This is a genomic window from Vibrio sp. IB15, assembly GCF_016406055.1.
GTDB classification, from domain to species: Bacteria; Pseudomonadota; Gammaproteobacteria; order Enterobacterales; family Vibrionaceae; genus Vibrio; species Vibrio chagasii.
In genome coordinates, this window is the sequence record NZ_JAEFCE010000002.1 from 92,494 (window position 1) to 111,601 (window position 19,108).

The window sequence follows — 19,108 nt, forward strand, 5'->3', positions numbered from 1 at the left end:
TTTCTTCAAGCTCTATTCGAGTTAAACAAAAACGTCTATTGTTCTGCAATAGGCGTTTTTTAATGCGTGTTATTTGAGACAGTAAGCTTGAGGTAAATATGTTGGGTTGGATAAAAGCTTGGGTTAGGAAATACGATAAGTGGTGTGAAGAACTTGGGCTAACGCCTGAAAACAAGCGCAGTTGTGTTCCTTATCGTCGAGATCCTCAAGGGCAGCAAGCTGAGAGTGGGAAAGATGACACAGCAAACAAGTGATTTTCCGCTATTTGATACGCATTGCCATGCAGACTTTGAGGCGTTTGAGCAAGGTTTTACCCATGAGCAGAGCATTGAGGGTTATATCAAAGAGGCAAAGCAAGCTCAAGTTGAGAAGTTACTCATTCCTTCTATCGGTCAAAATAACTGGCATAAGCTTGAGAAAATTGCGCAATCTTATCCCAATGTTTATTACGCATTAGGCTTCCATCCTTACTTTTTAGAGCAAGCGGATGAGGTGGAATTTGAAGAACTTCATCAATTACTCGCATCAAAAACACGTCAGTGTGTGGCCATTGGTGAGTGTGGGCTGGACTTTTTTGTGGATGTAGAGCAGGAGAAACAAGAGCGCTTTTTCATCCAACAAATGGAGCTTGCCAAGGCGTTTAATTTGCCTCTGATTATCCATGAAAGGAAGTCTTACAACCGTCTTATTCAGCTAATAAAGCAGCACAAGTTTACTTTAGGTGGGGTAATTCACGGTTTTTCTGGAAGTGAACAGCAAGCTTTGGCTTGGATTAAGCTCGGTTTCTATATTGGCGTTGGCGGAACGATAACTTACCCAAGAGCACAAAAAACACGCACAACTATCGCTAAATTGCCCCTTGAGAGCTTGGTGTTAGAGACCGATGCTCCGGATATGCCAACCTATGGAAACCAAGGAAATGTTAATCATTCCAAACATTTAGTTACGATATCAAATGAACTTTTTTTGCTTAGAAAAGAGCCAAAGCAATCGATTGCAACGCAAGTTTGGCAAAATAGCCATCGCGCATTCTGTATATGTGAATAAAATCTAATGTTTTTGTTTATCGTTTGCGTAAATTGCATCTACATTGTGATTTGGGTCACATTTGTGTGTGAATGGTACATGAATCTTCTACGAAAGTGTGAGGGCGGCATTACTTTATTAGTGGTCGCATGAGTATAATTGGCCCCGCTTTATAGCCCCATTTTGTAACACGCCAATAAATAACTAATAAGGAAGTCATAAACTATGAGCCTGTTTATGAGCCTAGTCGGTATGGTTGTACTGATTGCAATCGCAGTACTACTATCTGACAACCGCAAAGCTATTAACTTTAGAACGGTGGGTGGCGCATTCGCTATCCAATTCGCACTTGGTGCATTCGTACTTTACATCCCTTGGGGTCGTGATTTGCTTGCAGGTTTCTCTGCTGGTGTAGCAAACGTAATCGACTACGGTAAAGACGGTACTGGTTTCCTATTCGGCAGCCTAGTTAACTTCTCTGTTGACGGTATCGGTTTCATCTTTGCTTTCCAAGTTCTACCAACACTGATTTTCTTCTCTGCACTTATCTCTGTACTTTACTACATTGGTGTAATGCAGCTAGTAATCAGAGTTCTTGGTGGTGGCCTTCAGAAAGCTCTAGGTACTTCTCGCGCCGAGTCAATGTCTGCAGCAGCAAACATCTTCGTTGGCCAAACAGAAGCTCCTCTAGTTGTTCGTCCATTTGTTCCTAAGATGACTAACTCTGAACTATTCGCAGTAATGTGTGGTGGTCTAGCATCTGTAGCTGGTGGTGTACTAGCAGGTTACGCATCTATGGGTGTTCCTCTAGAGTACCTAGTTGCAGCGTCATTCATGGCAGCACCTGGTGGTCTACTATTTGCTAAAATCATCAAGCCTGAAACAGATACGCCAGACGACAACATCGCTGACGATATCGACGGCGGCGACGACAAGCCAGCTAACGTTATCGACGCAGCAGCAGGCGGCGCATCAGTTGGTCTACAACTAGCTCTAAACGTTGGTGCAATGCTACTAGCATTCATCGGTCTAATTGCTCTAATCAACGGTATCCTAGGCGGCATCGGTGGTTGGTTCGGTATGGAAAACCTAACTCTAGAGCTTCTTCTAGGTTGGATCTTCGCACCGCTAGCATTCATAATTGGTGTTCCATGGGAAGAAGCAACTATTGCTGGTTCTTTCATTGGTCAGAAGACAGTTGTTAACGAATTCGTTGCATACCTAAACTTCGTACCATACGTTGGTGAAAATGCTCAAGTTGTTGCAGCGACTGGTCAAGTGATGTCTGAGAAGACTCAAGCTATCATCGCATTCGCACTATGTGGTTTCGCAAACCTTTCTTCTATTGCGATTCTACTAGGTGGTCTAGGTGGTATTGCACCAAGCCGTCGCCAAGACATCGCACGTATGGGTGTTAAAGCGGTTATTGCTGGTACTCTATCTAACCTGATGGCAGCAACAATTGCTGGCTTCTTCCTATCTTTCTAATTAAGTAGATTAGATTATATAGACGCCACTTTAATATCGCCCCGTAGCAAGAAATTGCTGCGGGGCTTTTTGTTTTTAGGCCTGTTGAATCTGAATAGAAGTTTGATTCTAGGTGGACCTAGAATGTTTTTTTGAGATACAAACCGTTTGCGTTTTAAGGAGCACTACAATTTATTTATGGATACCTATAATGTATAGGCTCAAGGGATAGAATGTCTCTTGTTGGCAAGAAAGTAACCGCTTGGGTTCGTCCGCAGTTATTCTTCTGGGATTAAGCCAAACTTAGCGATACGCTATAGATGTTAGACACAACATGACTGATTTGTTGTGCCATAGACCAAACTGGTACTGTGCGGTGACAAGGATTGCAATTGGTAACGAAAGTTATCAAGTCTTCAGGGAACCAAGTCCGTTCATTTGTGACTACTGAGCATTACTAAAATATCCATCTATACTGGATGGAGGGCGAAGTAGTTAACTATTTGAATATATTGATCGGAGATAGAAATGAGCGATTTAAAAGCAGCAGCTCTACGTGCACTTAAACTTATGGACCTAACTACGCTAAATGACGACGACACAACTGAAAAAGTTGTAGCGCTTTGTCACGACGCGAAGACTGCAGTGGGCAACACAGCTGCAATCTGTATTTACCCTCGCTTTATCCCAGCAGCTAAGAAAGCGTTGCGTGAGCAAGGTACTCCAGAAGTACGTATTGCGACTGTAACTAACTTCCCTCATGGTAATGATGACATCGAAATCGCAGTTGCTGAAACAAAAGCAGCAGTAGCATACGGTGCAGACGAAGTAGACGTAGTATTCCCATACCGCGCTCTAATCGCTGGCAACGAAGAAGTAGGTTTCGAGCTAGTTAAACAGTGTAAAGAAGCATGTGGCGACATCACACTGAAAGTAATCATCGAAACTGGTGAGCTTAAAGAAGAAGCACTGATCAAGAAAGCATCTGAGATTTGTATCAAAGCAGGCGCTGACTTCATCAAAACTTCAACAGGTAAAGTGCCAGTAAACGCGACTCCAGAGTACGCGCGCATGATGCTAGAAGTTATCCGTGACATGGGCGTAGCTAAAACTGTAGGTTTCAAACCTGCAGGTGGCGTACGTACCGCTGAAGATGCAGCACAATACCTAGCAATGGCTGATGAGCTACTAGGCGCTGAGTGGGCAGACAACATGCACTACCGCTTTGGTGCTTCAAGCTTACTAACTAACCTTCTTAATACATTAGAAGTGACAGACGAAACTGCTGATCCAGCAGCATACTAATCCTTTAAAAGTCTGTTTGATGGAGTGACGTTAAGTCACTCCATATTACCTCTTTTCCCTACAAACCATACTCACTAGAGTTTGGGAGGCACTAATGTATCTACCTCAAGAAATTATTCGCAGAAAACGTGACGGTGAAGTCTTAACAGCCGAAGAAATTAACTTCTTCATTCAAGGCGTTGCTAAAAACACGGTTTCTGAAGGCCAAATTGCAGCATTCGCAATGGCTATCTTCTTCAACGAAATGACAATGCCAGAACGTATCGCACTAACGTGTGCAATGCGTGATTCAGGCATGGTGATCGACTGGAGCCACATGAACTTCGATGGCCCAATCGTTGATAAACACTCTACTGGTGGTGTTGGTGATGTAACTTCTCTGATGCTTGGTCCTATGGTTGCAGCATGTGGCGGTTTCGTTCCAATGATCTCTGGTCGTGGTCTTGGCCACACTGGCGGTACGCTAGACAAGCTTGAATCTATTCCTGGTTACAACATTACACCAACCAACGATGTGTTCGGTGAAGTAACTAAGGATGCGGGTGTTGCTATCATCGGTCAAACAGGTGACCTAGCGCCTGCTGATAAGCGTGTTTACGCGACTCGTGATATCACAGCAACTGTAGACAATATCTCGCTAATCACGGCTTCAATCCTATCTAAGAAACTGGCTGCTGGCCTAGATTCTCTAGTGATGGACGTAAAAGTAGGTTCAGGTGCATTTATGCCGACTTACGAAGCGTCTGAAGAGCTCGCGAAATCTATCGTTGCAGTAGCAAACGGTGCTGGCACTAAAACTACTGCAATCCTAACGGATATGAACCAAGTTCTTGCTTCTTCTGCGGGTAATGCAGTAGAAGTTCGCGAAGCGGTTCAATTCCTAACGGGTGAATACCGTAACCCACGTTTGCTAGAAATTACGATGGCATCGTGTGCTGAAATGCTAGTACTTGGCAACCTTGCAAAAGATTCAGAAGAAGCGCGCGAAAAACTGATGGCAGTACTGGATAACGGTAAAGCAGCAGAGTGCTTCGGTAAAATGGTAGCGGGCCTTGGTGGTCCAGCAGACTTCGTAGAAAACTACGATAACTACCTAGAAAAAGCAGAAATTATTAAACCAGTGTACGCGCTAGAAAGCGGTGTGGTATCAGCAATGGATACTCGTGCAATTGGTATGGCTGTAGTTGGTATGGGCGGTGGTCGTCGCGTAGCAACGGACAGCATTGATTACGCAGTCGGTTTCGATAGCTTCATTCGTCTTGGCGAAGTGGCAAGCGATGAGAAACCATTAGCAATGATTCATGCTCGCAACGAACAACAGTGGCAAGAAGCTGCAACGGCATTACAAAATGCAATCACTGTGGGCGGAGAATATACAGCAACACCAGACGTTTACCGTCAGATTCGTTCTGAAGACGTGTAAATAACCGCTATCGGTATACCTCGCGTATACCGATAATCAAAAGCGCTGGTGCAAAGAGCAATAAGTTGGTGAAGAAAATGAAAAGAGCATTTATTTTAGTTTTAGATTCATTCGGTATTGGTGAGACAGCGGATGCAGACAAATTCGGTGATGTAGGTTCAGACACTATGGGTCACATCGCAGACCATTGTGATAAAGGTCTTGCTGACAATGCCGATCGTCAAGGTCCTCTGACGCTACCAAACCTGTCTAAACTAGGTTTAGCGATGGCTCACAAAGAGTCTACAGGTCGTTTTGCTCCGGGTATGGATGCAGACGCAGAAATCATTGGTGCTTACGGTCACGCTGCTGAGCTGTCTTCTGGTAAAGACACGCCATCAGGTCACTGGGAAATCGCAGGTGTACCGGTACTGTTTGACTGGGGCTACTTCACCGACAAAGAGAACAGCTTTCCTAAAGAGCTAACTGATCGCATTCTTGAGCGTGCAGGTTTGTCTGGTTTCCTAGGTAACTGCCACTCATCTGGTACTGAGATTCTAGATAACCTAGGTGAAGAGCACATGAAGACTGGCCTACCAATCTTCTACACTTCTGCGGACTCAGTATTCCAAATCGCGTGTCATGAAGAGACATTCGGTCTGCAAAACCTATTAGACCTTTGTCAGATTGCTCGTGAAGAGCTAGAAGAGTACAACATTGGTCGTGTTATCGCGCGTCCGTTTATTGGCCCAGGTAAAGGTCAATTTGAGCGCACTGGTAACCGTCGTGACCTTTCTGTTGAGCCACCGGCAGCAACGATTCTTCAGAAGCTTGTTGATGAGAAGGGCGGTAACGTTCACTCAATCGGTAAGATCTCTGATATTTACGCGGGTTGCGGTATTACTCAGAAAACAAAGGCAACGGGTATCCCTGCGCTATTTGAAGCAACCAAAGAAGCGATCAATGAAGCAGGTGATAACACCATCGTCTTCACTAACTTCGTTGATTTTGACTCAGCTTACGGTCACCGCCGTGATGTTGCGGGCTACGCTGCTGCACTTGAGTACTTCGATGGTCGTATCAATGAAATCATCGATATGATGAAAGAGGATGATGTACTTATCCTTACTGCTGACCACGGTTGTGATCCAACATGGCCAGGTACAGACCATACTCGTGAGCATATCCCTGTGATTGTTTACGGTAAAAATGTTCCAGCTGGTTCTTTAGGCCGCCGCGATACGTTTGCTGATATCGGCCAAAGCTTGGCGTCTTACTTTGGTACTTCGCCAATGGAATACGGTGAAAGCTTTTTATAATTGGTAATGAATAAAAGAGAGGGAGACCTCTCTTTTCTTTTTTGTTTTGATATTAAGGATATTTTCAATGGCTACTCCACATATTAATGCTGAAATGGGTGCGTTCGCTGATGTTGTTTTAATGCCTGGCGATCCGCTACGTGCTAAATACATCGCTGAAACCTTCTTAGAAGAGGTGGTTCAGGTGTGTGACGTGCGCAATATGTTTGGTTACACAGGTACTTATAAAGGTCGTAAGGTATCGGTAATGGGGCACGGTATGGGTATTCCATCTTGTTCGATTTACGCGACTGAGCTTATTAAAGACTTTGGTGTGAAAAAGATCATTCGTGTCGGCAGCTGTGGTGCAGTGAGCGAAGATATCAAAGTGCGCGATGTCGTGATTGGCATGGGGGCATGTACCGACTCTAAAGTGAACCGTATTCGCTTCAAAGGTCATGACTTTGCCGCTATTGCTGACTACAAAATGGTTCGTGCGGCAGAAGACGCGGCTAAAGTACGCGGTGTTGATGTAAAAGTCGGTAACTTGTTCTCTGCTGAGCTTTTCTACACGCCAGATCCTGAAATGTTTGAAGTGATGGATAAATACGGCATTGTTGGTGTAGAGATGGAAGCGGCTGGCATCTATGGTGTGTGTGCTGAATATGGCGCAAAAGCTCTGACTATCTGTACCGTGTCTGATCACATCAAAACAGGTGAGCAAACCACATCAGATGAGCGTCAAACAACCTTCAACGACATGATGGTTATTGCGTTAGACTCTGTACTTCTTGGTGACCAAGAGTAATTGTTCTTCACTGTAGCTTGATAAAGTAACAGATAACAAAAAGCCCCGTTGCTGCCTGAGCGTCGGGGCTTTTTATTGGATAACGTAATTGCGCTATTTATGAATTTACGTTCTTCAGAAGTAAGTTCTCGCCTGACTTGGTTGGTCTTCTACGAATCAACATAATAAACAGCACACCACTGACGAAGCCCATTAATACCATACCGATCATGTAGCGATCACTTTTGCGGTAGTGGTGATCCGATATCGCTGTCATTTTACCTGTCTCAAAGGTGACGCGGATAAAACCGATGATGTTGTTTTCTTTCGAGTAAATGGGCTCAACGAGTTGTTGCCTACCGATACTCGCGGTTGAAAGTGGTGTATCTAAGCCGAGTACCTCACGTACTGACAGCGCCTTTTCGCTCGAAGCCAGTCGAATGCCTTCTGCATCATAGATGGTGGTATCGAACACCAGTCGATCTTGAGATAGCTGATTGGTCAGGTCAAGCAGTCGCTCTTGGTCTTGTTGTGCGATCATTTTGCTGGCTGAAAGGGAAGCTTGAGAGATAAGCAGCTTGGTAAGTGTCTCGAGCTGTTTCGCTTGGATCTTCTCGTTACCCTTACTGATCACGACCGTATTTTTAATCGTAACGACGAACATAGTAGCCAACAAAATGAGGGCTAACATTCGCAAAGCGTTACGTATTGAGAACAATGATTCATTCATGTTTCACGGGGCCTGAAATAAACAAATGTTATGATTAAGACATATTGAGACTTGCGTTTTCAAATTGCAATAGGTTAACGTTTAGCATAGTTAATTAGGAATCATACACATGGACGCTCAGAAATATCTGCCGATAAAAAGGCATACTACATTATTAACTCGACTCCCCGAGACTCGTTTCGCTTCTCAACTCGCTAAAGCCAAAGCTAACTGGATTGTATTTGGCGAGTACCTATCACCGCAATCTTTCGATGACATCGACTTTTTCACTGGCATTTACAACATCGTTTTAGATACGTGGAAAGTTGGCCATTACGAAGTGGCATTAATGTCTGGCAACCTAACGCCAGCACATGAAGAAATCCTACAGGCTTTGAAGCTTGATTATGCTTGCCTTAGCGAAGTTCCAGACTTATCTAAGCCGGGTTTGATCGTGATGGATATGGATTCCACTGCGATTCAGATCGAGTGTATCGATGAAATAGCCAAGCTCGCTGGAGTAGGAGAGTTGGTCTCTGAAATTACAGAGCGTGCTATGCAAGGAGAGTTAGATTTCGAACAAAGCCTGCGTCAACGAGTTGGAGCACTGAAAGGTGCGGATGAGTCGATTCTAGAGCAAGTGCGCCAATCACTGCCTTTTATGCCTGACTTAGTTGGACTGGTGAATACGCTTAACAAACTGGGTTGGAAAACCGCTATCGCATCGGGTGGCTTTACTTACTTCTCTGATTACTTAAAAGACACGCTAGACCTAGATCATGCCCAGTCGAATACTTTAGAAATCGTTAAGGGTAAATTGACAGGGGAAGTGTTGGGTGATGTAGTTTCGGCGCAAACCAAAGCCGATATCTTAGTCGAACTGGCTGAAGAGTATGAGTTGGAGCTACATAACACGGTTGCTGTTGGTGATGGCGCGAATGACTTGGTGATGATGGGCGCTGCTGGTTTAGGTATTGCCTTCCATGCAAAACCAAAAGTCGAGCAACAAGCTCAAACTGCTGTGCGTTATGCTGGCTTAGGTGGGGTATTGTGTATCCTGTCTGGCGCGTTGGCTAAGCAACAAAAAATCAGCTGGCAGGCGAAACCGTAAAGGTTCACAACAGCATGATTATTTAATCGTGTGATATTACAAAGACACAAAAGCAGGCTCTGAGCCTGCTTTTCTTTTTTATTGTACCTGGAGATGATGGAGTATTATGACTAACGCGTTAGCTCCAATCGGATCAACACTTCATCGGTAATATCTTCTATCTCACCATAACCGATAAACGCGGTGATCTCGTTTTCTAGCTTCTTCGCTTGGTGCATGCTGATACGAGCAAGCTCTTCTAAATCCGATTGGAATAAGGTGGTCAATGGATTGAAGATTGGCGCGGTCGTAACGCGAAGTACATACACATCACCTAAGTGCTGCGCTTTCTTAATGAATAAGATTCTTTCTTTTGCCGAGGCAAAGTCTTTCACCAACTTAGTATGTACTGATTGGATCTTGTCGCCGAGCTTCACCGCAGCGATATAGACGTCGTGGTGTTTAGGCTCTGCACCCTCGATTCTCTTTAGGGGCTCAGCCAGCAGCGAATTGGTGTGGCCTTTAAATATAGGCTCCAGTGAGAACTTTTGGTTGTGTCCAAGTTTCGCCAATAAAGTCAGGTGTTTATTGAGTGGGAAATTCACACCAATGATCTTACAACGCAGTGTTGAACTTGGTTTATCAATAAAGATAGGGCTACTGACCATCTTGCTTAACAAAATATTGTGCAGCGACTCAAGTAAGGAGTTCGTTGGCAGTATTTCTCTCTTCTTAATCAGCTTGCTTTGGTTTTGATCGATAAGCCCATTCAGGAACGCGATAGTACGCATTGTCTTAGCGTTCTCAGCAATTACTAATTGGACATTTCGGCCATTGGGGCTCACACGAATCACGTGATAAGGTACTGTGCTTAATGGCAGATTCTTATCGTAAAGCTGTAGCTCATTAAAGGTCACGATCACCGGAACATTGATCTTGAGGACCATTGGCTGTTCAAGAGTAATGCTCAACCCACGTTTCGAGATATCTAAGGTGTGGCCGTTTGCCGCTGCGCCATCTTGTGAGGTAAGTTGCAACGGTGACTTAAACTGGTATCTCGGTTCTTTACGACGGGTCTGAGAGTCAAAATAGATGCTTTGAATGTTCCCAACCACAGTTCGTGGGTGACGGAAGCGGTTCAGTTCACTGCTTGGAATGCGTGGCTTTTCACTCAATAAGTAATCCGCAGCACTCTCGTGATCGCCAATCTCTTGCAATATACCGCAATGCGTCAGTTGTGCTGAGCTTTGCGCTAGCGTGTCTGAATGTTTGGCTAAAGCTTGTCGCTCCGTTTCTGATAATTCGAATACAGATAATTTGAACGCCTTCCAGCTTTTACGCTTACCACCAATGTGCCAGAACAGTTGTCTTTGTTCACGAGTCGCTTCAGGTAACATCATCGAATAGAACAGCGTCTTATTTTGATGTTCATGAGTAAATGAATAGATGACGTTGCTGGTGCCTTTCACACCGGGCTTCGCCAGTAAGTTCATGCGCTGTTCGTTGAACAGAGTTCCTAGTGCCTGTTGGTTTCGCTCGTCGTGCCAGTATTGCCATAGCGGATGGTTGTTATCCGTAAGCAGTGCAAGCTTGAGTTCACTGCCACTAAAGAACAGCGGAAGGTTACAAGTGTGTTTTAGATAGGTGTGCTCGATACCTCGAGTGCGGGTTCGAATAACTCTATCTTGATTTTCGTGGCTGGTTTTCTTGCTTGTGCTATTTAAAGACTCATCAAGTAAACGCGCCACAATATTGTTGTCGCTTACCTTGATGGTTCTTAGGAATTTAACCGCGTCATTTTCATAGGACTCATCAATCCCAAGCACACGAAATTCTACTGCTTGGTTTACATCGGTTTCGAGTGACTTCTCAACTAGCTCGGTAAACTTAACGCTGATGATTTCACCTAGATTATAGCGAAAGACGCTTGGTACTTTGAATTTTGCACCTGAAGGAGAGATATCGACCGTGACACCGTGTAGGCTTTGTCCTTTTGAAGTGGTGACCTCAACTTGTGAGCTTATCTTGAGTCGGTTCTCTTGACGCTTTAAGTCATAACCTAGGTTAATGGCTTCAGCTTCATAAGGGCTGTTGGCACTGGTGATCTCTTGAGTATTTTGAGAGGCACTATTAACCACACTACGCAGAGGCTGAATTCTTGGCGCCATAACTAGCTCCCAAGCCCCTTCGGTGTAGCCTTTGAATTTTTTTGTACCACGTTGATAGGCATTTAAAGCGATGTCGTCGAGCCAGTGTTTTCGGCCATCGAGTGTGAATTGACGACACTCATTATCGATGCGTCCGCGTAAATCAATGCTCTTTGTACACGGAGCCATGATACGATTCAGTTCCATTTTAACGAGTAGTTTCAGAGACGGCGATTCACCTTCTGTCATTTGAGAAAGAAGGAACTCGAAATCTTCGGCGTGATAAGCCGGGATAAGACGCTCTGCTACAGATAGAATTTCAGATTGCTGCATACTTTTCTTGTTAGAATGGACGGTACATTTATGTTATCGACTAGTTTAAATCGATCTTTAAATATAAGTGGTATGACTGCAACGTTTATTTGCACCCGTACGGTCAAATAAGTCACAAATTGACAACATCATTGTGTAACTGGGTAAATTATTGAGGTTTTATGGCTAAGGCAAAGCGAGCTTATGTGTGTAATGACTGTGGGGCTGACTTCCCACGTTGGCAAGGACAGTGCAATGCGTGTGGTGCTTGGAACACAATTACAGAAGTTAGGTTAGCCGCTTCACCTCAGGTAGCGCGCAATGAACGATTGAGTGGTTATGCTGGTGGCGCAACAGAGTCTTCGGTTCAAACACTGTCAGAAATCGACCTGCAGGAAGTGCCACGTTTTAGTAGTGGCTTTAAAGAGCTCGACCGCGTGCTTGGTGGCGGTGTCGTACCTGGCGCTGCGATCCTGATTGGTGGTAACCCGGGTGCAGGTAAATCGACACTATTGTTACAAACTATGTGTTTGCTCTCTTCGCAACTTCCGACCCTTTATGTCACGGGTGAGGAATCTTTGCAGCAGGTCGCGATGCGTGCGTCTCGACTTGGATTGCCAAAAGAGCATCTAAAGATGCTCTCAGAAACGAACGTGGATAAGATTTGTCAGGTTGCCGAAAAAGAACAACCTAAGATCATGGTTATCGACTCGATCCAAGTAATGCATGTCGCTGATGTTCAATCTTCACCAGGAAGTGTAGCTCAGGTTCGTGAGTCAGCCACTGCACTGACTCGTTTTGCTAAGCAGAATAATGTAGCAATCTTTCTCGTTGGACACGTAACTAAAGATGGTACGCTGGCGGGCCCTAAAGTGCTTGAGCATATTATTGACTGTTCAGTGTTGTTAGATGGCGGAACAGACAGCCGTTTCAGAACGCTGCGCAGCCACAAAAACCGTTTTGGTGCAGTGAATGAGCTGGGTGTGTTTGCGATGACTGGTCAAGGGCTAAAAGAAGTCAGCAACCCATCGGCTATATTCTTGTCTCGTGGTGAAGAAGAGACATCAGGCAGTTCAGTGATGGTGGTATGGGAAGGGACCCGCCCATTGCTTGTTGAGATCCAAGCGCTTGTGGATTATTCCCAGTTGGCGAACCCTCGTCGTGTCGCGGTTGGTCTTGAGCAGAACCGTCTTTCTTTGTTACTCGCGGTGCTGCATAAACACGGCGGTTTACAAATGGCTGACCAAGATGTGTTTGTGAATGTCGTCGGTGGTGTTAAAGTAACCGAAACTAGTGCTGACCTTGCATTAGTCATGGCATTACTTTCTAGTTTCAGAGACCGTGCATTACCTAAAGATGTGGTGGTTTTTGGTGAAGTAGGCCTAGCGGGTGAGATTCGTCCTGTACCTAGTGGGCAAGAACGCTTGAATGAAGCATTTAAACACGGCTTTAAGAAAGCAATTGTTCCTGCAGCTAATATGCCGAAAGGTGGTATCCCAGGAATGCAAATCCACGGAGTGAAAAAACTATCAGAGGCAATTAATGCTTTTGATGAGTTGTAATTGAACTCACTTCAGCTAATCTATACAGCAGCAATTCAGTCTAACTTGAACGCCGATTGGGCTTGAGGTTAGCACTATAATTAACAATCATTTAGATTGTTTCTACAGCGTGCCTTTTTCTACATGTTAGGAAAAGGCAAAGTTTTTTAGTCCCAAATGCATGCAAAGCTATCAGTCTTCACAGATTGTGATATACTCTGCGCGCATTTTATATCCTATTAACAGAGTAAGACAATGGCAGATTTATCGAAATACAGAAACATTGGTATTTTCGCGCACGTTGATGCGGGTAAAACAACTACCACTGAGCGTATCCTTAAGCTAACTGGTCAAATCCACAAGACCGGTGAAGTACATGATGGCGAATCAACGACTGACTTCATGGAACAGGAAGCTGAGCGCGGTATTACTATCCAATCAGCAGCTGTAAGCTGTTTCTGGAATGATCACCGTCTAAACGTTATCGATACTCCTGGACACGTTGACTTCACAGTTGAAGTATACCGTTCTCTTAAAGTACTTGATGGCGGTATCGGTGTATTCTGTGGTTCTGGTGGTGTTGAACCTCAATCAGAAACTAACTGGCGCTACGCTAACGAATCAGAAGTATCTCGTCTGATCTTCGTTAACAAACTAGACCGTATGGGTGCTGACTTCTACCGCGTTGTTGACCAAGTTAAGAACGTTCTAGGCGCTACTCCGCTAGTAATGGTTCTACCAATCGGCCGCGAAGATGAATTCGTTGGTGTTGTAGACCTACTAAGCCGTAAAGCATACGTTTGGGATGACACTGGTCTTCCTGAAAACTACGAAATCAAAGATGTTCCTGCGGACATGGTTGATGACGTTGAGCAATACCGTGAAGAGCTAATCGAAACTGCTGTAGAGCAAGACGATGACCTAATGGAAGCTTACATGGAAGGTGAAGAGCCTTCTATCGAAGACATCAAGCGTTGTATCCGTAAAGGTACTCGTGATATCGCATTCTTCCCTACGTTCTGTGGTTCTGCATTCAAGAACAAAGGTATGCAACTTATCCTTGACGCTGTAGTAGATTACCTACCAGCTCCAACTGAAGTTGATCCTCAGCCTCTAACTGATAAAGAGACTGGCGAACCAACTGGTGAAGTTGCAACAGTATCTGTAGATGAGCCTCTACGTGCTCTAGCATTTAAGATCATGGACGACCGTTTCGGTGCTCTAACGTTCATCCGTATCTACTCTGGTGTAATGAAGAAGGGTGATACAATTCTTAACTCAGCAACAGGTAAAACTGAGCGTATCGGCCGTATGGTTGAGATGCAAGCTGATGAGCGTAACGAACTTACATCTGCACAAGCTGGTGACATCATCGCTGTTGTAGGTATGAAGAACGTTCAAACTGGTCACACTCTATGTGATCAGAAGCACGAGTGTACTCTTGAGCCAATGATCTTCCCAACTCCAGTAATCTCTATCGCTGTATCTCCAAAAGATAAAGGCGGTTCTGAGAAAATGGGTATCGCGATCGGTAAAATGGTTGCAGAAGATCCATCTTTCCAAGTTGAGACTGACGAAGAAACTGGCGAAACTATCCTGAAAGGTATGGGTGAACTTCACCTAGACATCAAGGTAGATATCCTTAAGCGTACATACGGCGTTGACCTTGTAGTAGGTGCTCCTCAAGTAGCTTACCGTGAAACAATCACGAAAGCTGTTGAAGATAGCTACACGCACAAGAAGCAATCTGGTGGTTCTGGTCAATTCGGTAAGATCGATTACCGTATCAAACCAGGCGAAGCAGGTTCTGGCTTCACGTTCTCTTCTTCAGTTGTTGGCGGTAACGTTCCTAAGGAATTCTGGCCTGCAGTTGAGAAAGGTTTCGCATCTATGATGGAAAACGGTGTTCTTGCTGGCTTCCCAACTCTAGATGTTGAAGTAGAACTATTCGACGGTGGCTTCCACGCAGTTGACTCATCTGCAATCGCATTTGAAATCGCAGCGAAAGGCGCATTCCGTCAATCTATGCCTAAAGCGGGTGCACAACTTCTTGAGCCAATCATGAACGTTGACGTATTTACTCCAGAAGATCACGTTGGTGATGTAATCGGTGACCTTAACCGTCGTCGTGGCATGATCAAAGATCAACAAGCTGGCGCTACTGGCGTACGTATCAAAGCTGACGTACCACTATCAGAAATGTTTGGTTACATCGGTCACCTACGTACTATTACTTCAGGCCGTGGTCAATTCTCTATGGAATTCCTACAGTACTCTCCATGTCCAACAAACGTGGCAGACGAAGTAATCGCTAAAGTTAAAGCAGACAAAGAAGCTGGTAAGTAATTAGCTCTTTTCTAAATTAACTAGAAAGCCCCGCAAGTGAAAGCTTGCGGGGCTTTTGTTTTATGGGAATCATAATACGAGATTGATGCGGCCCCTTAAAAGTAGACACAGGGGGAATCCCGTATTCAGCAATACGGGACTGATACAACTGGGGGAGGCTAACGCTTTAAATCAATGTAGATTTGCTCTACTTTAGTTCGTGCCCATTCTGTTTTGCGCAGAAACTTTAAGCTCGATTTGATGCTTGGATCTTTTTTGAAGCAGTTGATATTTACCATGTAGCTCAACTCTTCCCAACCGTAATGTTCAACCAATTCTGTTAGTAGTTTTTGCAGTGTGATGCCGTGAAGTGGGTTATTTGCTTGTGTCATGAGATTTACTCGTCATTTATTTGCTCTCAGTATATCAGTTTAGCCATCGGAGTTTCCCGACCATTTCAATGAGAAGTCGGTATCGACGATATTGAGCACTTCCCTTCCTTTGTTACCAAACTCACTGACCTGCGTTTCTATCCATTTGGAGAAGCGTTGAATCTTGTCGCGATGAAAGTATCCCGGCGGCGCACATAAGAAATAGTTGTATTTTGGTCTTAGCGCTGTATTACCAATTCTAACTAGCTTCCCTTCTTGCAGGTATCGATACACTAAGCTGTGTTTGACTAAGGCGACTCCTTGAACAGAGAGTGCACCTTCTAGTACAAAGTGAGAGCCATCAAACTGCAACGTGGTGTGACCGCCTTCAACGCCTACTTCATTAAGCCATATTGACCAATCCATGTCGGGCCATCGGTCTTCAATTAGCTCGGCTTTGTGCAGGTCCTCGACACTGTATATTCCATACTTCTCCTGATAGAGCGGATGACAAACAGGATATAACACCTCATCCATTAGCCAGCGCGACTCTAAGTTTAGGTAGTTACCGTGCCCGTAGCGTATACAGATATCAATACTTGAATCCTCAAAGGTGATCAGCTTGTTGGTCGGCTCAATCAACATAGAAAGGTCTGGATGTCGCTCTCTGAAATCCCCAATCCTTGGCACTAACCAATGCTGGGCAAAAGATGGAACGGTCGAAATTGACAACTGATTAGGGTTAGGGTCTTGGTTGATTCTTCTTACGCCATCTTGAAGGTGAGCAAAGCCTTTCTTCGCTTGAAGATACAGAACTTCCCCCTCATGAGTGAGCACAATTTTTCGGTGTTGTCTGATGAAGAGTTCTGCACCTAGCCAGTCCTCAAGTTGCCTGATCTGTTGGCTTACCGCTGCTGCAGTAACAAACAGGGTTTCTGCAGCGAGCTTAAAGCTACCTTTGTCGGCTGCGATATAGAAGTAGTAGATCCCTTGGAATGGTGGGGTACGCTCTCTCACATTAGTTTTCCTTAACTGAATGCCAGTATCTATCGTTTGTCGGTTGACTGTCTTTGGTTGAATATTAGCCATGTAAGCAGATAAACATAGAGAATAAAAGTATAGAAGGGGTAAGTTATGAATTCAGGCACAGTTAAAGTCGAACTTGATAAGCGCTCAAATGATCTTTCCTTGATTAAGAAATTCTATTTCAAAGTTCAGAAGTTTAGACAAAATGCAAAAACAAGACAGCATTTGGCTGATTTACCTGAGCATCTGTTAAACGATATTGGGTTAACGCAAGCACAAGTACAGAAAGAGATGAGGAAAGCGTTTTGGGAATAGGAGAAGCTACACTTAAATAAAAAGCGTAACTCAGTTATTACCCGAGTTACGCCTATTTATTCAAAAGCACTTTTTACGAATAAAAGCCCAGCTTAAGAAAGGGTTACTCCTCCCAAACCACCAATTTATCTTTCGGCCAGTTGTGGCCCACTTCGTGATACTTCTGCTCTAACACATGGCGTTTGATCTTGAGCGTTGGTGTTAACACGCCATTCTCAATACTCCATGGTTCTTTGATCATCAGTACGCCCTTGATCTTCTCATGAGACGCGAGCTTCTCATTCATTCTCTCGATCACTCGTTTAGTGGTTCTCTCGTAGCGAGAGCGATCAAAGTTAGGGAAGTCATGTGGTACAACAAGCAGAATTGGACCAGGTAAGCCAAGGCCAATCAGACACATCATCTCTACGCGGCTGTACTCAAAGAGTTTGTTCTCGATTGGCACTGGCGCGACAAACTTACCTTTGGCAGTTTTAAAGGTGTCTTTTTTACGCCCTCGAATGGTGAGGTAGCCTTCGCTATCAATATCCCCAATATCTCCGGTGTGCAGCCAGCCTTCAGAATTAAACGATTCTTGCGTCGCAATATCATTTTTGTAGTAACCAGAGAATAGGCCTTTACCACGAACTAAAATCTCTTCATCTTCGGCAATCTTAAGCTCAATGCCTGGGCCAGCGTTACCAACCGTACCAATTTTATCCGCTCTGAACGGATAATTTAATGTGCTGTAAGCGAAAGACTCTGTCATCCCCCACGCTTCGGTAATGTGTAAACCAACGCTTTCGTACCATGCTAGTAGCGCTGGTGATACTGGTGCGGAGCCACAGCCTAGAACGCGAGCTTGATCCAGGCCTAAGCCATCAGCAAGCTTCTTCTTAATGATGTTATTAATGAACGGGATCTTCAGCAGAATATTCAGTTTTTTCTGTGGCAGCTTATCTTGGATGCGCTGTTGGAACAGGGTCCATAAACGAGGGACAGAAATAAACAGAGTAGGACGCTGCATCTTCACATCATCAATGAAGGTGTCTAAAGATTCTGGGAACGCCGTTACCACCCCGCCCATGACTGAAGAACCAAAGATGTAGACTCGTTCTGTAATATGAGCCAGTGGTAGGTAAGAGAACAGACGGTCATCTTTTTGGATACCGATATGATCGATCAGTCTCTGAACTGACCACGTAAAGGCACCGTATGTGAGCATTGCGCCTTTTGGTAGGCCAGAAGTCCCCGATGTGTAAACAAGAGACATAAGCTTGTCATCGTGATGCTGAGGACGTTTGGTGGTTGGTTCATGTGCTTCGATGAGCTGTTCAAATGTATGTTGGCACTGTGGCGCGGTATCGTAGGGTAGCGAGATACTAATCAAACTTGTGTTGTCATCTAGTACTTGTTGTGTTGCCTTAGGGTCATCCAGTTTACCTGCAATCACAATTTTACTTTCACTGTGCTCGATACAGTATTGGATGGTATCTGCACCTGCGGTAGGAAAAATTGGGACGCTGACAAAATCTCCTAACATCATGGCAAGATCACAGATAAACCATTCCGCACAGTTTTTAGAAATAAGCGCGACTCGATCGCCAGGCTCGGCACCGAGTGCCTCTAGTGCAGACGCCAGTTTTAGTGCTTTATCAGCCACTTCTTTGTACGTGAACTCGACAAACTGGCGGTTAATAATTTGTTTTAAATAGACCTCATTTGGACGTTCTTCTGCCCATTTAAGAATCATATCATTAGGTGTAGGGAGAGCTGTTGCTTGTTCTTGGCTAAACTCGTTAGGCTGAATCATTGTCTAACTCCATGTTTTTCGCTAAGTTATTTTTGTTAAAATCATGTTAAATGTACCATGATTTTTTCTTTTAGGGAGTAAAATTAGCGTTTTCTGTTATCCATGTAGGCTCTTGTTTAGCTTATAGAGTCAACCCCTGTTTTAATATTTGAAAAATATGATATGTCTCGTGGGCATCATTAATCATAAATCACT

16 protein-coding genes are annotated in these 19,108 nt (G+C 44.4%); 11 read left to right on the forward strand and 5 right to left on the reverse strand.

Translation table 11 applies throughout. The annotated features are described in order from the left end of the window. Positions 1 to 98: 98 nt before the first annotated feature. The 7 genes from JC606_RS01210 to deoD all read left to right on the forward strand — a co-directional run bounded on the left by JC606_RS01210 (position 99) and on the right by deoD (position 7,306). Positions 99 to 254: a DUF5363 family protein gene (locus tag JC606_RS01210; protein WP_157938832.1), complete on the forward strand. Its 156-nt coding sequence runs from the start codon at positions 99 to 101 to the stop codon at positions 252 to 254. Next, a complete protein-coding gene (locus JC606_RS01215) occupies positions 235 to 1,047 on the forward strand; it encodes a TatD family hydrolase (RefSeq protein ID WP_198777627.1) in 813 nt (270 codons plus the stop codon). Before JC606_RS01210 ends, JC606_RS01215 begins: the two co-directional genes overlap by 20 nt. Positions 1,048 to 1,251: 204 nt before the next feature. Then, positions 1,252 to 2,514 carry a NupC/NupG family nucleoside CNT transporter gene (locus JC606_RS01220; protein ID WP_008218780.1) on the forward strand — a complete coding sequence of 421 codons (1,263 nt, stop codon included), beginning with the start codon at positions 1,252 to 1,254 and terminating at the stop codon, positions 2,512 to 2,514. A 507-nt stretch (positions 2,515 to 3,021) separates the two neighbouring features. Continuing rightward, positions 3,022 to 3,798 (forward strand): deoxyribose-phosphate aldolase, encoded by a 777-nt coding sequence (deoC, locus tag JC606_RS01225; protein ID WP_008218778.1) that lies wholly within the window; start codon positions 3,022 to 3,024, stop codon positions 3,796 to 3,798. 94 nt (positions 3,799 to 3,892) lie between these two features. After that, positions 3,893 to 5,221 carry a thymidine phosphorylase gene (gene deoA, locus JC606_RS01230; protein ID WP_128159528.1) on the forward strand — a complete coding sequence of 443 codons (1,329 nt, stop codon included), beginning with the start codon at positions 3,893 to 3,895 and terminating at the stop codon, positions 5,219 to 5,221. A gap of 77 nt (positions 5,222 to 5,298) precedes the next feature. Further along, the gene (locus JC606_RS01235) at positions 5,299 to 6,519 is read left to right on the forward strand and encodes a phosphopentomutase (RefSeq protein WP_137407278.1); all 1,221 of its coding nucleotides are present in this window, start codon (positions 5,299 to 5,301) and stop codon (positions 6,517 to 6,519) included. 67 nt (positions 6,520 to 6,586) lie between these two features. Further along, positions 6,587 to 7,306, forward strand: a complete 720-nt coding sequence (gene deoD / locus JC606_RS01240) for a purine-nucleoside phosphorylase (protein ID WP_198777628.1) — start codon at positions 6,587 to 6,589, stop codon at positions 7,304 to 7,306. Positions 7,307 to 7,403: 97 nt separating this feature from the next. On the opposite strand, the gene JC606_RS01245 is transcribed toward deoD, so the two are convergent. After that, on the reverse strand, positions 7,404 to 8,015 hold the full coding sequence (locus tag JC606_RS01245) for a YtjB family periplasmic protein (protein ID WP_137407279.1): 612 nt from the start codon (positions 8,013 to 8,015) through the stop codon (positions 7,404 to 7,406). A 109-nt stretch (positions 8,016 to 8,124) separates the two neighbouring features. Between JC606_RS01245 and serB the strand changes: the two genes are divergently transcribed. Then, entirely contained in the window at positions 8,125 to 9,105 is a 981-nt protein-coding gene (serB, locus tag JC606_RS01250; protein ID WP_198777629.1) for a phosphoserine phosphatase, read from the forward strand. 110 nt (positions 9,106 to 9,215) lie between these two features. Here serB and JC606_RS01255 read toward each other — a convergent pair whose 3' ends face one another. Further along, a complete protein-coding gene (locus tag JC606_RS01255) occupies positions 9,216 to 11,564 on the reverse strand; it encodes a PilZ domain-containing protein (protein WP_198777630.1) in 2,349 nt (782 codons plus the stop codon). Between the two features lie 161 nt (positions 11,565 to 11,725). Here JC606_RS01255 and radA point away from each other — a divergent pair, with 161 nt between their 5' ends. Then, positions 11,726 to 13,105, forward strand: a complete 1,380-nt coding sequence (gene radA / locus JC606_RS01260; RefSeq protein ID WP_061032527.1) for a DNA repair protein RadA — start codon at positions 11,726 to 11,728, stop codon at positions 13,103 to 13,105. Between the two features lie 234 nt (positions 13,106 to 13,339). Further along, positions 13,340 to 15,430, forward strand: coding sequence for an elongation factor G (gene fusA / locus JC606_RS01265; RefSeq protein WP_008218763.1), 2,091 nt, complete (start codon positions 13,340 to 13,342; stop codon positions 15,428 to 15,430). A gap of 158 nt (positions 15,431 to 15,588) precedes the next feature. Here the strand turns inward: fusA and JC606_RS01270 are convergent, their stop codons facing one another. Beyond that, a complete protein-coding gene (locus JC606_RS01270; RefSeq protein WP_004740608.1) occupies positions 15,589 to 15,801 on the reverse strand; it encodes a VF530 family DNA-binding protein in 213 nt (70 codons plus the stop codon). A gap of 39 nt (positions 15,802 to 15,840) precedes the next feature. After that, on the reverse strand, positions 15,841 to 16,797 hold the full coding sequence (locus tag JC606_RS01275) for a LysR substrate-binding domain-containing protein (protein WP_198777631.1): 957 nt from the start codon (positions 16,795 to 16,797) through the stop codon (positions 15,841 to 15,843). A gap of 117 nt (positions 16,798 to 16,914) precedes the next feature. On the opposite strand from JC606_RS01275, the gene JC606_RS01280 reads away from it, so the two are divergent. Beyond that, complete coding sequence (locus JC606_RS01280) at positions 16,915 to 17,121, forward strand: DUF1127 domain-containing protein (protein ID WP_198777632.1); 207 nt, start codon at positions 16,915 to 16,917, stop codon at positions 17,119 to 17,121. Positions 17,122 to 17,224: 103 nt separating this feature from the next. On the opposite strand, the gene JC606_RS01285 is transcribed toward JC606_RS01280, so the two are convergent. Continuing rightward, positions 17,225 to 18,913 (reverse strand): AMP-binding protein, encoded by a 1,689-nt coding sequence (locus JC606_RS01285; protein WP_198777633.1) that lies wholly within the window; start codon positions 18,911 to 18,913, stop codon positions 17,225 to 17,227. Positions 18,914 to 19,108 lie beyond the last annotated feature (195 nt).